This is a genomic window from Francisella uliginis (assembly GCF_001895265.1).
Taxonomy (GTDB): domain Bacteria; phylum Pseudomonadota; class Gammaproteobacteria; order Francisellales; family Francisellaceae; genus Francisella; species Francisella uliginis.
Genome location: NZ_CP016796.1, coordinates 1,917,450 through 1,931,323 on the forward strand (window position 1 = coordinate 1,917,450; position 13,874 = coordinate 1,931,323).

Sequence of the window (13,874 nt, forward strand, 5' to 3'; positions counted from 1 at the left end):
ATGAAAAAATCTTATTTTTTAACATTACCTCTACTATTATCTTTTCTAATAGCTAGTTGTTCTAAAAGTAATGTCCCACCTCCAACACCACTTGATGAAAAACCTCCTAAGCAGGTTCACATCAAAGTTAAATGGAAAGAAAGCACAGGCAATGGTGATAACGGTTTAGGCAATTATAACTTAGCACCAACTTATTCAGATGGTATGGTATTTGTCCCTAATGAAAATGGTATGGTATATGCTCTATCAATGAAAAATGGTGATGTAATATGGAAAAAAGATACTAATTCAAGTCTATCTGCTGAACCAAACACCATCGCAAACGCTGTTATTTTTGGCTCAATTAAAGGCAAACTTACTGCTTTAGATGCTAAGACCGGCAAGATTTTATGGCTTAGTGAAGCTCCTAGTAGCTTATTTGCTCAACCAACTGTTTATGATAACTATATTTACACTCATACTCATGATGGTTCAGTCGCTGCCTTTAATGCTAAAGACGGAAAGATGGAGTGGAGTGCTTCAAATAATATTCCAGAATTAACTTTGCCAGGAAACTCTTCCCCTATCGTACTAAATGATACTGTAATGATAGGATCTGCTTTTGGTACAGTTCTTGGCTTTACTGTTAAAAGTGGTGATAAGACTATCAACATACCAATAGCTATTGCTCATGGATCTTCTCCAGCCGATAAGATGGTTGATATAACAGCAAATCCAATGCTATATCATCACTATTTAATTTTTGCAGCATTCCAAGGAGCTATAGTAGCTTTAGATAAAGATTCTGGAAAAATGCTATGGGCAAAAAAAGCATCTATAATCAATAATATGGCCATTGATAACAATGTTATCTTTACAACTCAAGCAGATAGCCAACTTAAGGCATATAATATACAAAATGGTGAAACTGTTTGGACTCAAGATACATTAAAATGGCGTAAAATAACTGCACCTGTTTACTACAAAGGCTTAATAGTTGTTGCTGATTACCAAGGATATTTACACTTTTTTAGCTCACTAAATGGTGAATATCTGGGAAGATACAAGCTTACACCAACACCCGCATTATTCCCTAGCACAGGAATCTCTGCTCAATTAGTACCAACAAAGCAAGGGATTCTAGTTGAAGCTGAGAATGGTACAACATACCTAGTTGATGCTTATAGTGATAAAGTTATATATGAAAGTATTCTTGGCGATTATAAAGTTGATAAAGGTAATAATACTGATTATATTAAATCATCAATTACACCAGTAGCTATAGCAAAAGCAGTTGAGAAATCTAAAAAAGAAGATGCAAAAGGCTTAAAAGTTAATATAATAATAGGAGACTTTAGCAAAGGTAAACCTACTAATGTATAAAGGTATAAGACCATCGATATTCATTTTAATCCTAATGGTTTCATTAGGACCATTTGGTGATACTATCTACGCCCCAGCTCTACCTGAGTTAAAGAAAATTCTTGGTACTGATTATCCTCATGTTCAACTTACAATAACCTCATACTTATTAGGTTACTCTATTAGCCAAATCCTATATGGGCCTTTTTCTGATAGGTTTGGACGAAAACCAATAATGTTAATTGGTTCATGCTTCTTTATAATAAGCTCAATAATATGCTTATTTACTGAACATATTGATACTCTAATATATGCAAGACTTCTGCAAGGCTTTGGTGCTGCTGCTGGGGGTGTTATTGCAACAGTTGCTGTTAAAGATGCTTTTAAGACTAACGAGCAAGGAGCAGTTTTTGCTATTATGAATATAGCATTTGCATTAGCTCCTGCTTTTGGCGCTGTGCTTGGAGTATTTTTAAGTCCATCAATAATATTTTGGGTGTTATTAGTTGCAGCAAGCCTACTATTTATAAATGTCGCTATATTTTTCCCTGAAACTATTAGAGAGAAAAACTATGAAGCATTAACTATAAAATCTCTATTTAAAAATTATTTCTTATTATTTAAAGATCATCAATTCTTCTTTGCCACTTTTGTATTAGGTCTTAATATCAGTATTATCTATGCCTGTCTTGTTACTGCTCCTGATATTTTTGTAAATATATTAAAACTAGAGAAATCGAATTTTTTATATTTACTCACTTTAATGGTTATTGCAGTTGTTTCAGGCTCTATTGTTTGCTCAAAACTTAGTCGCATAATAGCATATAAACATCTTATTAATTTTGGTATGACTTGTACTTTAATATCAGGAATATTATTAGTTTATGCATTTAAAAAGCTTACAGGGCTAGAGTTATCTCTAGCCTTAACAGGAATATTATCATTAACTTTTGTCGGCGTATCTTTCAGTGTGCCTCTACTTACACCAATAGCTTTGGAGAATTTTACTACAACAGCTGGAGCAGCCTCATCAGTAATGGGCTTTATGCAAATGGGAATTGCATCAATTACAACAGCGATTATGAGTCAAATTAGCCTAGGAAGTGAGTTTACACTTTCACTTGCATTTATATTATTACCTTTAATTGGACTAATAGTATTTTTACCTTATAGTTGCTACTTCCTAAGGAAATAATTATTAACACTTTGCTAAGCTTACGAATTAAGTAAATTATGTGATAAAATTCCCCCTAGTAAATATAATTTATTGATCTAATTAATATTAATGCAAAACTATAATGCTAAATCAATCGAAGTACTAACTGGCCTAGATCCTGTCAAAAAAAGACCTGGGATGTACACTAATACAGAAAACCCAAATCATCTTATCCAAGAAATAGTAGATAACAGTGTTGATGAGGTCTTGGCAGGCTTTGCTAATAAAATAGATATCTCTCTTTATCAAGATAATAGTATAGAAATCTCTGATAATGGACGCGGAATGCCTGTAGATATTCATCCAGAACATAAAATGTCAGGTATTGAACTTATTATGACTAAGCTTCACTCTGGCGGTAAATTTAGTAACAAGAACTATACTCACTCCGGAGGTCTTCATGGTGTAGGCGTTTCTGTTGTTAATGCTTTATCTAGTAGGCTTGAAGCTGAGATAAAAAGAGACGGTAAGCTTTATCATATTGTATTTCAAGATGGTTTTAAAACTAAAGATTTAGAAGTTATTGATACTGTTGGTAAGAAAAATACTGGGACAAAGATTAGATTTTGGCCAGATAAAAAATATTTTGATGATATAAAAGTAAATCTTAAGGCTTTAAAAAACTTATTAGAAGCAAAAGCTATTCTTTGTAAGGCCCTTACAATCAAATATTCTAATGAGGTTAAGAAAGAAAAGTTAGTATGGCATTTTGAAGATGGCCTAAAAGGTTATCTAGATCATAAGCTAGAATCCGAGACTCTGCCTAATAGTCCTTTTATGATAGATAATTTTTCAAATGGAGAGTCATTTTTAGATGCTGTATTTTGCTGGTGCGATGCTCCTGCAGAAGTTATAAAAAATAGCTATGTAAACTTAATCCCAACACCTCAAGATGGTACTCATGTTACAGGTCTTAAAAACGGTATTTATGATGCCATTAAAACATATATAGAAAAAAATTCTCTTGGGCTTAAGAATATCAAAATTACGGCAAATGACTCATTTGCTCAATTAAACTATGTTATATCATTAAAAATAACAAATCCTCAGTTTGCTGGACAAACTAAAGAGAAGCTTTCCAATAAAGATGTAACTGCATTCGTTGCTACAACAGTAAAAGATCTACTAACTATATGGCTTAACCAAAATACTGAAGAAGCTCGCCAAATAATAGAGAATATCAACAAGGTTGCACAGAAACGTATTAATGCAGATAAAAAAACTGCGCGTAAACGCATAATGAATACATCTATTCGTTTACCTGGGAAGCTAACAGACTGCATTAGCTCTGATGTAAATTCAACGGAGCTTTTTATTGTCGAAGGAGACTCAGCAGGAGGCTCTGCAAAACAAGCACGTGATAAGAATTTTCAGGCTGTAATGCCTCTTAAGGGTAAGATTCTAAATAGCTGGGAGCTTGATGCAGATACGATCATGAATTCTCAAGAAGTTCATAATATAGCAACAGCAATAGGTGTTGATCCAGATAGTGATGATATATCTGGGTTAAGATATAACAAAATATGTATTCTTGCTGATGCAGATTCTGATGGCTTACATATTGCTACCTTATTGTGTGCAATGTTTCTAAAGCATTTTAGAAAACTTATCGAAAATGGACATATTTATATAGCTCAACCCCCTTTATTTAGAATTGATATTGGTAAAAATACTTTCTATGCTCTAGATGAAGATGAAAAAGAAACTATTTTAGCTGAAAATTCTAAGCTAACTGGCAAAATTAATATTATGCGTTTTAAAGGTCTTGGTGAGATGAACCCTGTACAGCTACGTGAATCAGCGATGGATGTTTCATCTAGAAGATTGTTACAGTTAACCATATCTGATGTTTATGACGATACTGAAATATTAGATAAGCTCTTAGCTAAAAAAAGATCTAAAGATCGCCGTGATTGGTTAGAAAACTATGGTGATAAAGCAGAAATAGAATAAAAGCCTATCTCTGTTTAGTCATTATATTTAATATATTTATATCTGTCTTAGACATACCATCATCTGTTGCTATATAGACTATGTTTTCAATAGTCTCTTCAACATTCTTACCAACTATACCATCATAAGCTGTTACACTATTTCCTAACACTGCGGCATTAACAGCATCATAAGCGGTATATATTGAATTAGCTATTTTCATTGAGCATGATGAGTTTGCTCCATCACACATAATCCCAACAATACTAGCTAGAGCATTAATTATAGCCTTATTAACTTTTTCTAAAGGTTGATCTAACATCAAAGCCAGTCCTGCAGCAACTCCAGCAGAAGCACAAGTTGGACCACATAATGCAGATAACCGTCCTATACGAGATTTAATATAAACAGTTATTAAAGATGCTAAAAATATTGCTCTATAAAGTTCTTCTTGGCTCTTTTTATTAAACTCTGCAAATTTTATTAAAGCCATAGATATAGTTATACCAATATTTCCACTTCCAGCAACTGTCATTACAAGTAGAGCAGACCCTCCCATACGAGCATCACTTCCTGCTGCAGCCGCTGCGGCTGCATTATTACGCACATCATCACCATAAAGCCCCAGCTCTATAGCTGATTTAATATTTCTACCAGCTTGAGCTCCATAACTATTATTTAAACCTTCTTGAGAAATCTTTGTATTATCCTTAACAATAAGATCAAATAAGGATTTAATCTTATTAACATCTATACTAGCTGCAATCTCATATATCTCCTTAATAGAAAATGTCTTTATAATCTCATCCACTAGATTTTTCTTATTGGAAGTATCATCAACTTTGTATAAAATTTTTTCATTTTTTTGAATTAGGGTTATATTGCTGTGTGTATATTTGATTTCAACAATAGCCTTATCTTCACCATAATAACCCACGATTTGAATATAAAGTTTAATCTTTTTATCTGACATATGAATATTTACAGATTTCTTTGTTAGATACTTTTTGACATTTTTAAGTTCTGAAGTTGTTATATCTGCAATTACCATAAGCTCTTTGTCAGGATCGCCAGCAACAAGTCCCATAGCTACAGCTGCTTCTATACCAATCATACCTCTACTACCTGGTACTGTAACACTTTTTACATTTTTGATTATATTCCCAGAAGCATAAACTTCGACCTTATCAGGTACATTTCCTAAAATTTGAGTTACTTTAGCAGCGCAATAAGCTAAAGCTATTGGCTCTGTGCAACCTTGTGCTGGAACTACCTCCTGTTGTAATAAATTTAACAACTGTTTTTCTCTATTCACTATACTCTCCAACTAAATTTAAAAACTAATTAAAACCAGTAATAGTTCCTTTTTAAGAATACTTATCAACCCCATCTAAATCATTTACTTTATCCCAATCAAAGCATTTGCCAGGATCTGTTTTTCTTCCCGGAGCTATATTTTGGTGTCCGGTAATAGCTTTGAGTTCAATATAGGTCTCTTTTAAATCCACTAACAATTCATTTAGACTTCTATATTGCTCAAATTCATAAGCTGTCTTGTCCGTACCTTGTAGCTCTATACCTATAGAAAAATCATTACAGCCTTGTCTTCCCTGAAAGTTACTTATACCAGCATGCCACGCCCTATTATCTACAGAAACAAATTGAATAACTTCACCTGTCCGTTTTATATAAAAATGCGCTGAAACTTCAACTTCTTTTAAATCAGCAAAGCTTTTATGTGAATCACAGTCTAGCTGGTTAAGAAATAAATTTTCAACATTGTGATTTGAATACTCTCCTTCTGGCAGACTTATACAATGAACCACAACCAGACTAATATCCATATTATTAGGTCGCTTATTAAAATTTTTACTCGCGATATGCTTGGCTTTTTTATACCAACCTTGTTTGAACATCTTAGGTTTTCAAAATTAGTTATGATAATATTATACTGTATCAACTAAACTAGTGGTTTTAAATAATTTAATTATGAAGTGTTTAGATTGTAAGCTTGCAAAAAATACTGTTGTATATGGGATTATTACGTTAATCATTGTAGTACTTAGCTATAACTTTTTGGATATAAAAGTAACTACAGCAATTCACTCAAGTGATTTTTTTGGCACTAAAATAAGTACGTTAGCTTCTTTAATGTCACAGATAGCATCATCAAAAGTTTGGCTAATAGTAACTTTAATCGTCACTGTAGCATGTATTATTAGATATTTACGTAATAAAACTTCTAACAAGCTATATACAATGTCACTTTCTTTGATACTCGCTATCTTAGTTGCTGGTGGTTTAAAAGTTTTACTTGCTCGATATAGACCTGAAATGCTTTTATTTAAGAATGAATATGGCTTTCACTTTTTCTCTTTTAAGAAAGCATACAACTCAATGCCATCTGGACATACTACTTTATCATTTGCAGGTTTACTTGCCATAGCAAATTTTTTTGAGAAAAAATATATTACTATCATTGCTATAGTTTTAGCAATTATTGTTGCCGTAAGTAGAATTATTGTTCTAGATCACTATGTTTCTGATGTTATCTTATCAGCATATATCGGATCATTTTGTTACCTATGGGCAAAATCTTTTGTCGAAGGCAGACAACAAGATTCTAAATAAACTCTTTAAAATAAGTCAATGCCTTTCTATATACTTCCTGCTTGAAATAAACCACATGATTTATTGGATACCAATAACTAACCCAACGCCAGTTATCAAACTCTGGTGAATCATTAGCTTCTAAATCAATATTATTTTCTGAGCTTTTTAACCTTAATAAAAACCATTTTTGTTTTTGGCCAACACATACAGGTTCTTTACTTCTAAGTAATGAGTCTGGAATATCATACTTATACCAATCCCTTGTAGAAGCTATAACTTCAACATCTTGAGGTCTCAAACCAACCTCTTCATGAAGCTCACGATACATAGCTTGTAAAGGAGTTTCCCCTACAGATACTCCTCCTTGAGGGAACTGCCACGAAGCTCTGTTTTTTCTTTGTCCCCAAAAAACTCTATTTTGTCTATTAAGTAAAACTATAGCAACATTTGCTCTATACCCACTTTTATCTATCATTATTTAAAGAAATATTTCTTCTACCTAAGATTTATTTTAAACTAATTTTTTATAGTTTGTTAACTTTCTAGTTCGAATAATTTAATAGCTAATATTAAAAGTTTCAAGATAATTGAAAAATCATCTAGTAGATTTTGTAATATCTACGAACTGAATTTACCATCTAAGATATACATCACATCATAAATAATTTATTATTGTTGGAATCATTAATAGTGATTCAAAAAGATAAAATCGTGAATTCTACACTAAGTGAACTTTTCTTTAGGCAGGCAAGCTTAACCCCTAACAATATTGCCATTACAGACTCTGATACTGAACTAACATACCAACAAACTGCTGATCAAGTTAAATTTTTAGCACAATATTTACAAAATCAAGGATATACATCTCAAAGTATAATCTCCATATATAGTTCAAAACGCTATGAAATTATTATAGCTTTTTTAGCTATCTCTAGTATTGGTGCAAGCTGTGTTCAGTTAGACAAATCTTTCCCTCTACCTTTACTAAAAAATATTATTGAAGATACTCAATCAGATTTAATTCTATGTGATGAAATACCTAATATAGAAACTGCAGAATGTTTTAACTATATTTATATAATTAGTCAATATAACTCAAAAGATGTAGAAAAATTTAAACATCCCCTAATTGATTCTGAAAAAGGATTTTGGTTGGTATATTCATCTGGAACTACTGGGAAAAACAAAGGTATAGCAATATCCCATAGAGCAATATTATCTTCTTATGAGATTAGAGAAACAGTCAAAGCATATAATGAGAATAGCTCAATTGGCTGTAATATTTATTACCTCTGGGAAGCTTTTAGACCTCTGATTAAAGGTGGTCGAACTAATATAATTCCAGATGATATCCTCTATGACTTCAAAGCACTATCACAATATATTAAAGATAAAAAAATCAATGAGATACTCTTTACGCCATCATATCTAGAAACATTACTTTCAACATCAAAAGATATTGCTAAAGAAATATTTAAAAATATAGATACTTGCTGGCTTAATGGTGAAGTTGTCTCTAGCTGGTTACAACATCATTTAGAAGAGTTTATGTCTGAAACAGATATTTATAACCTCTATTCAATCTCAGAATGTCACGATGTAGCTACATATAAACTACATATAAATGATAAAAATCTTGAAGCTGATGGAATTGTACCTGTAGGACATGTGCTACCTAAAGTTGAAGCTATAGTTTTAGATGATAATAAACAAATGGTCAAAAATGGCGATAAAGGAGAAGTTTATATACACGCGATAGGCTTGGCTAATGAATATATAAACAGGCCAGATTTAAATAAAGAGCGTTTTATTGAAGCTAGTAATAGTCCTATTGGTAAACGTCTATATAAGACTGGTGACTATGGCAAACTGTCTGACGATGGTCAATTAATCACAATATATGGTCGCTGTGATTATATTATAAAACTACGGGGTTATACACTTTCGTTACCTTTTATAGAATCAGTTATCAAAGATAAGCTTGATATCATGCATTGTGTTGTAAATAAAACTGGTGAGACAAGAATGTCAGAATATCTAGTTGCATATTTAGAAATACCAAATGATAAACAACAAAGTTTTCGTGAAAAATGGCAACTTAAAGATAATAAGCCTTCAAAAATACTTCTTGATAAAATCTCTCCTTTCTTAGCACATTATATGCTTCCTAAACATATAGTTCTTCTTGATGAGATCCCTCTAAATAGATACTCAAATAAATTAGATAGAAATAGCTTAAATCTAGAAGATAATACTATTTATGTCGAGCAAGAAATAAAAAATATTAAATCATTAGATGACTATAAATTACTATGGGCAAATATCCTGAATATCTCAAAAGATGATATTAATTTAGATAGTTGCTTTTTTGAGCTTGGTGGCTCTTCATTATCAACGATGTTACTAATAAGTAAACTTAAAGAACTTGGTTTTGAAGTTAAAATAACCGATTTTATTGCCGCAAGCCAACTTAGTAATAGCTATAACTTATTATCAGAATCTTCTAATGATTCTGAACAAAATCTCTCAAAGCTAATCCTAGATGATATTAATAACTTATTTACAGATTTAAAGCCTAAAATACAAAATCTTAAACAAGATCATAAGGAATCATGTAAAAATATACTTCTTACAGGAGTAACAGGCTTTCTTGGATCTCACACTCTTAAAACATTAGTTGCTAATAAGAATATAGAAGCTATTTATTGTTTAGTTAGAGCTGATAACCAACAACAGGCAGATACTAGACTAAAAAATATCCTTAAAAAACTCAATATTGAAAAATCTCATAAAATTGTTTGTCTCGTAGGTGATATTTCAGCAAAAGAATTTGGTTGGCAATCAGGTAAATATCTAAATTATGCTAACAAAATTGATACTATAATTCATACCGCTGCATCTGTTAATTTATTGCTTCCGTATAATGCTTTGAGAAATAGTAATTTTATTGGAACAGCAAATATTATTGATTTTTGCTCTATAAGCAAAGCAAAACATTTAATCCATATATCTACAAATGGCATTTTCCCTTTACATCTAAATAAAAAATTTAGCGAAAACCAAAATATCGAATGGCTAGGCTCACTACAATCTGGCTATTCTCAAACTAAATGGGCCGCTGAAAAACTAATCCATAATTCAGTAAAAGAAGGCTTAAATGCTACAGTACTAAGATTAGGTAATATTTCACCTGTATCTAATAATTATATTAATGACTCTGATACAAACTGGATACTAATCAAAGAAGTAAATTCACAACAAAAAATACCAACTGATATAAATCTAGAAATGACTCCTGTTGATCATATTTCTAAGATTATAGAGCATCTTGTCTTAGAGACGCATGCTGATAGATATATCTACAATATAACTAACAAGAATTTCCTTAATGCACAGACATTAGCAAAAGTCTCTAATTACGAGATTATTCCTTCAGAGACTTGGAGCAAATCAATTACAGATAACTCTGCTAAATACTTAGCTTCTGATCATGCAAATATTGATGCTTCAATAAATTTATATGATAGATCAAATTATGAATCACTAATGTCAGAGATAAATATTGATTATCCAGAAATAACCGAAAACTACATAAGTAAAATTTTCCTAGGGAGAAATAATGAATCTACTCAAAGATAAGCACATATTAATAGTTGGAGCATCTAGTGGAATGGGTAAAGCTATAGCTGAGCTATGCCTTACTAAAGAAATGAAAATCTCTTTATGCTCTCGTCGCGAGGCAAATATCACAGGCGATAATGTTTTTTATCAATCTGTAGATATTCAAGAACTAAGTTCTGTGGAGAGTTTTATCACTAATTCTATAGAAACCTTTGGCGAATTTGATTATATAGTCAACTGTGCTGGGGTGATGTACTATCAATGTATAGAAAATAGAAACTATGAAGAGTGGATGAAAACTATAAATACCAATGTAATTGGTTTTACAAATCTACTTTACTCAATTCTACCATCGTTAATCAAAAATAAAGGAATGCTTATCAATATAACATCTGATGCTGCTAGACAAGCTTTTCCAGGCCTAGCGATATATTCTGGATCAAAAGCATTTATGGAATATACTCTAAGGGCAGTACGTCAAGAGCTAGTAGATAAAGATGTTAGAGTTATAAATATCCAACCGGGTAATGTTGCAACACCTCTACAAAATATGTCATCCGAGAACAATGCTGTTAAGAAATATGCAAGTAATGATACTAAGTGTTTCATAACACCTCAACAAATAGCTGAAACGATAGTGTTTGCTATGAATCAACCAAAAAATGTTGCTTTAAATGAAATTCTTATAGAGCCTCAAAAAGAACCTATTAGTGGTTAATGAAAAACCTATAAAATAAATTATTAACTTGTAATAACTACCTCAATTCGCTAAAGTATTGTAAATTTTTACAAATATCGGTTATTACATTTGGATTTTAAGAAAAGAGCATTTCTTTTTGGCGCTTTATCAGGCATTTTCTGGGGACTTGATTATACTCTAGCGGGACAAGTTCATACTTTATTAACAATGACTTTCTTAGTTTCTATGTGGCTGACTTCAATTCATGATCTAGGAGTTGCTGGAACTATAGGAATTATTTCCAAATCATCCGTAAAAAAAGTAAAAGACCTAAAACTATGGCAAATAATCAGTATCTGCTGTATACCTCTCTCAGGTGGTTTAGCAATGACTATGTATATGCTTTCGACCAAAGATATTGCCACAGGAACAGCTATTATAATATCATCATGTTATCCTGCAGTAGGGATGATTGGTGCTAGAATATTCCTTAAAGAGTCGCTAACAAAGCTTAAAATAATAGGGTTTATAGTCGTAGCTATTGGTATAGCCTTAACAGCTACTAATGAATTAGGGGACAAAGCAAATGGTTTAACTGGCCTATTTCTTGCAACCTTAGCCGCAATATTCTGGGGATTAGAAGGTGTGATCTATAAACTAATTCTTAATGCAAACGTTGAGGTTAACACTTTGCTTTTCTTACGTAAAATCTCAACTATTGTTGTTTTTTTACCGTTTACATTTTTAATTATAGATACTGTTAGCATCTATATCTTACTTCTAATATTAGCTATTGGGATTATTGGATATATTGCTGATCTATCATATATGCAAGCTTTTAAACATTCTAATGTAACTCTGGCAATGTCATTAAATATTACTTATATTATTTGGGGACCACTATTTGCATTTGTGCTATTTGACCAAAATATTCACTTAGTCATTTTAATAATTTGTGCTATTTTAATTTTTTTGGGCAACTTTTTAATTTTCAAATCGAAATCAGTATACTAAAACACAGAATTTTCACCATATAGATAGTTTGGTAACTGGAAAGTATTTAAAGTATAGCCACCCTTTAAGTCAGAAGATTGATCTCCTATTGAAACAAGCACCCTATAGCCTAAAGATTCTATATATGCTCTTCTTTCAGCCTTAAAATTTTTAAAATTCTCAGAAGAGTATGTTGAGATATCTTCCGGAAAAACAAAAACTTCTTCAAAACCAATATATCCAGCATTTTGTAATGCTTGTTTTGTAGCATCTAAATAAGTTGCAAATCTAGCGCTAATAAAAAATATTTTAATACCCTTCTCAATACAATATCGATAAAAATCTAGAGTTGGTTTTATTGGTTCAACATCTATCTTTGCAATTAACTCATCCCAAATACTATGATTTTCCTCTTGAGGAAAACCAACTTCTTTAAGTGACTTATAGTGATTTAATGACGTCTCGTCAATATCTAAAACTACGGCATAACTTTGTAAAGATTTTTGTGAACCAATTACTTTTTTTGCTTGTTCAAGAATTTCTCTGACTTGATTGCTATGAGCATCACTCTCATAGAAAGAAATAATATTTTGCTTTGTCATTTTTAAGCTTTATTTTAAACCTAACTCTCTTAATCTCTCATCTAAAAACATTCCAGCTTGTGGATATTTATCTGATAAATAAACCTCAGATTTTGGATGTATAAAACATGGCGTTGATATTCTATCTAAATTTTCGATTTCGCCCTCAGGTTTTACAACCCTATGCTTAGTTGCTATATATTCACCATGTGTCATTTCTTGCAACATATCACCAATATTTATAACTAATGACTCACTATCACATGGCACATCAAACCATTGATTACTTACAGGTGATAAAACTTGTAATCCTGGTGAAGAAGCTATCGGTAATAGAGTAATTAGGTTGATATCTTCATGCGCAGCAGCTCTAACAGCTCCTGGCTCTTCATCACCTTGCATAGCTGGATAATGTAAAATTCTAAGCAGTGTATTCTCATAAGAAACAGTGTCTCTTAATCTTTGCGGTAACTTACTTGCCACAGCTGAATCCATGTGATCATCTATCCATTGTAAAAGTGTTTCACCTAGTTCCATCATTTTTTCAAACATTTCACGAGCAGCGTTACTTACTTCTGTAGGGTATCTGCCATTAGGAAAATACAAATGATAAAAATGCTTAATATCTTTTACAGTCTCACCTTTTGCAACTTCAGAAACATCTTTAGGAAAATAACCATCTTGCTTCTCAACATCAAACATATATTTTTCAGCATCACCTGATTTTAGGAACTTTTGCCATTCTTGATAAACTGTTTGGATAAGACTCCAATCAATCGGGTGAGTTTTAAGAACTGCAAAACCAGTTTCTTTCAAAGATTTTGTAAACTCTTCGGGCGCATTATCTGCATAATAGTCAACACTACGAATATTCATTACTACTCCATTAATTTTAAGA

At 31.8% G+C, this 13,874-nt stretch carries 12 protein-coding genes; 7 read left to right on the plus strand and 5 right to left on the minus strand.

Annotated features, from left to right (window positions below; all coding sequences use genetic code 11):
* The 3 genes from bamB (at nucleotide 1) to parE (ending at nucleotide 4,510) form a co-directional block, all read left to right on the plus strand.
* On the plus strand, nucleotides 1-1,362 hold the full coding sequence (gene bamB, locus F7310_RS08920) for an outer membrane protein assembly factor BamB (RefSeq protein WP_072713241.1): 1,362 nt from the start codon (nucleotides 1-3) through the stop codon (nucleotides 1,360-1,362).
* A complete protein-coding gene (locus F7310_RS08925) occupies nucleotides 1,355-2,536 on the plus strand; it encodes a multidrug effflux MFS transporter (protein WP_072713242.1) in 1,182 nt (393 codons plus the stop codon). Before bamB ends, F7310_RS08925 begins: the two co-directional genes overlap by 8 nt.
* A gap of 90 nt (nucleotides 2,537-2,626) precedes the next feature.
* Nucleotides 2,627-4,510, plus strand: coding sequence for a DNA topoisomerase IV subunit B (parE, locus tag F7310_RS08930; RefSeq protein WP_072713243.1), 1,884 nt, complete (start codon nucleotides 2,627-2,629; stop codon nucleotides 4,508-4,510).
* Between the two features lie 4 nt (nucleotides 4,511-4,514).
* On the opposite strand, the gene F7310_RS08935 is transcribed toward parE, so the two are convergent.
* The gene (locus tag F7310_RS08935) at nucleotides 4,515-5,804 is read right to left on the minus strand and encodes an L-cysteine desulfidase family protein (RefSeq protein ID WP_072713244.1); all 1,290 of its coding nucleotides are present in this window, start codon (nucleotides 5,802-5,804) and stop codon (nucleotides 4,515-4,517) included.
* Nucleotides 5,805-5,856: 52 nt separating this feature from the next.
* Nucleotides 5,857-6,405: a 1,6-anhydro-N-acetylmuramyl-L-alanine amidase AmpD gene (gene ampD / locus F7310_RS08940; protein WP_072713245.1), complete on the minus strand. Its 549-nt coding sequence runs from the start codon at nucleotides 6,403-6,405 to the stop codon at nucleotides 5,857-5,859.
* 73 nt (nucleotides 6,406-6,478) lie between these two features.
* On the opposite strand from ampD, the gene F7310_RS08945 reads away from it, so the two are divergent.
* Complete coding sequence (locus F7310_RS08945; protein WP_072713246.1) at nucleotides 6,479-7,120, plus strand: phosphatase PAP2 family protein; 642 nt, start codon at nucleotides 6,479-6,481, stop codon at nucleotides 7,118-7,120.
* Here the strand turns inward: F7310_RS08945 and F7310_RS08950 are convergent.
* Nucleotides 7,113-7,577: an RNA pyrophosphohydrolase gene (locus F7310_RS08950; RefSeq protein ID WP_072713247.1), complete on the minus strand. Its 465-nt coding sequence runs from the start codon at nucleotides 7,575-7,577 to the stop codon at nucleotides 7,113-7,115. The two genes, F7310_RS08945 and F7310_RS08950, sit on opposite strands and share 8 nt — an antisense overlap.
* A 236-nt stretch (nucleotides 7,578-7,813) precedes the next feature.
* On the opposite strand from F7310_RS08950, the gene F7310_RS08955 reads away from it, so the two are divergent.
* The 3 genes from F7310_RS08955 to F7310_RS08965 all read left to right on the plus strand — a co-directional run bounded on the left by F7310_RS08955 (nucleotide 7,814) and on the right by F7310_RS08965 (nucleotide 12,416).
* The gene (locus tag F7310_RS08955; RefSeq protein WP_236939869.1) at nucleotides 7,814-10,741 is read left to right on the plus strand and encodes a non-ribosomal peptide synthetase; all 2,928 of its coding nucleotides are present in this window, start codon (nucleotides 7,814-7,816) and stop codon (nucleotides 10,739-10,741) included.
* Nucleotides 10,722-11,441, plus strand: a complete 720-nt coding sequence (locus F7310_RS08960) for an SDR family oxidoreductase (protein WP_072713248.1) — start codon at nucleotides 10,722-10,724, stop codon at nucleotides 11,439-11,441. The genes F7310_RS08955 and F7310_RS08960 overlap by 20 nt, the downstream gene beginning before the upstream one ends.
* Before the next feature lie 90 nt (nucleotides 11,442-11,531).
* A complete protein-coding gene (locus tag F7310_RS08965; protein WP_072713249.1) occupies nucleotides 11,532-12,416 on the plus strand; it encodes a DMT family transporter in 885 nt (294 codons plus the stop codon).
* Here the strand turns inward: F7310_RS08965 and F7310_RS08970 are convergent.
* Together F7310_RS08970 and F7310_RS08975 are read right to left on the minus strand one after the other, a co-directional pair.
* Nucleotides 12,413-12,997 carry an HAD family acid phosphatase gene (locus F7310_RS08970; RefSeq protein WP_072713250.1) on the minus strand — a complete coding sequence of 195 codons (585 nt, stop codon included), beginning with the start codon at nucleotides 12,995-12,997 and terminating at the stop codon, nucleotides 12,413-12,415. The two genes, F7310_RS08965 and F7310_RS08970, sit on opposite strands and share 4 nt — an antisense overlap.
* A gap of 9 nt (nucleotides 12,998-13,006) precedes the next feature.
* The gene (locus F7310_RS08975; protein WP_072713576.1) at nucleotides 13,007-13,852 is read right to left on the minus strand and encodes a 2OG-Fe(II) oxygenase family protein; all 846 of its coding nucleotides are present in this window, start codon (nucleotides 13,850-13,852) and stop codon (nucleotides 13,007-13,009) included.
* Nucleotides 13,853-13,874: the final 22 nt, after the last annotated feature.

Coding starts and splice junctions, on each gene's coding strand:
- bamB (WP_072713241.1), top strand. CDS start 1: ATGAAAAAATCTTATTTTTTAACATTACCTCTACTATTATCTTTTCTA.
- F7310_RS08925 (WP_072713242.1), top strand. CDS start 1,355: ATGTATAAAGGTATAAGACCATCGATATTCATTTTAATCCTAATGGTT.
- parE (WP_072713243.1), top strand. CDS start 2,627: ATGCAAAACTATAATGCTAAATCAATCGAAGTACTAACTGGCCTAGAT.
- ampD (WP_072713245.1), bottom strand. CDS start 6,405: ATGTTCAAACAAGGTTGGTATAAAAAAGCCAAGCATATCGCGAGTAAA.
- F7310_RS08945 (WP_072713246.1), top strand. CDS start 6,479: ATGAAGTGTTTAGATTGTAAGCTTGCAAAAAATACTGTTGTATATGGG.
- F7310_RS08950 (WP_072713247.1), bottom strand. CDS start 7,577: ATGATAGATAAAAGTGGGTATAGAGCAAATGTTGCTATAGTTTTACTT.
- F7310_RS08960 (WP_072713248.1), top strand. CDS start 10,722: ATGAATCTACTCAAAGATAAGCACATATTAATAGTTGGAGCATCTAGT.
- F7310_RS08970 (WP_072713250.1), bottom strand. CDS start 12,997: ATGACAAAGCAAAATATTATTTCTTTCTATGAGAGTGATGCTCATAGC.
- F7310_RS08975 (WP_072713576.1), bottom strand. CDS start 13,852: ATGAATATTCGTAGTGTTGACTATTATGCAGATAATGCGCCCGAAGAG.